The sequence below is a fragment of the Paenibacillus sp. GCM10012306 genome (genome assembly GCF_042649265.1).
Classification (GTDB): domain Bacteria; phylum Bacillota; class Bacilli; order Paenibacillales; family Paenibacillaceae; genus Paenibacillus_AQ.
Genome location: NZ_JBHRYW010000037.1, coordinates 1 through 724, shown reverse-complemented (window position 1 = coordinate 724; position 724 = coordinate 1). Strand labels below are relative to the sequence as shown.

Sequence of the window (724 nt, the reverse complement as noted above, 5' to 3'; positions counted from 1 at the left end):
CCCAAGATCAGAACCAAACAAAACAAAAAAAAATTGCTTTCTTACGTTTCACATGTCAGGATGGTGCCAGACACTCTTATTGGATAGTCAAAAATCTCTTTTGTTTCTGTGTAAAAGGGAGGTCCTTTCAAGGCGTGAATGTTTCAGAACTTGAATTTATTTGGAAATGACCCAGCTCTTCAGTACACTGTCGTCACTTAGTTTAGCACAGGATAGAAACTCGGGTAACCAAAACACCTGGAGAAACGATTGTATGTTCAGTTCAGTTCAGTGGCTCAGTCGTGTCTGACTCTTTGGGACCCCGTGGCCTGCAGGACGCTGGGCTTCCGTGTCCATCACCAACTCCCGGAGTTCACTCAAACTCATGTCCATCAAGTCAGTGATGCCATCCAGCCATCTCATCCTCTGTCGTCCCCTTCTCCTCCTGCCCCCAATCCCTCCCAGCATCAGAGTCTTTTCCAATGAGTCAACTCTTCGCATGAGGTGGCCAAAGTACTGGAGTTTCAGCTTTAGCATCATTCCTTCCAAAGAACACCCAGGGCTGATCTCCTTCAGAATGGACTGGTTGGATCTCCTTGCAGTCCAAGGGACTCTCAAGAGTCTTCTCCAACACCACAGTTCAAAAGCATCAATTCTTCAGCGCTCAGCCTTCTTCACAGTCCAACTCTCACATCCATACATGACCACAGGAAAAACCATAGCCTTGACTAGACAGACCTTTGTT

1 protein-coding gene is annotated in these 724 nt (G+C 46.7%); it reads right to left on the bottom strand.

Going from position 1 to position 724, the window contains the following annotated elements:
• Positions 1-267: 267 nt before the first annotated feature.
• Positions 268-402, bottom strand: coding sequence for a hypothetical protein (locus tag ACFORK_RS29050; protein WP_379205552.1), 135 nt, complete (start codon positions 400-402; stop codon positions 268-270).
• Positions 403-724 lie beyond the last annotated feature (322 nt).

Bases quoted from the DNA above. Each gene is read 5' to 3' on its own strand.
- ACFORK_RS29050 (WP_379205552.1), bottom strand. From the start codon at position 402: ATGAGATGGCTGGATGGCATCACTGACTTGATGGACATGAGTTTGAGT.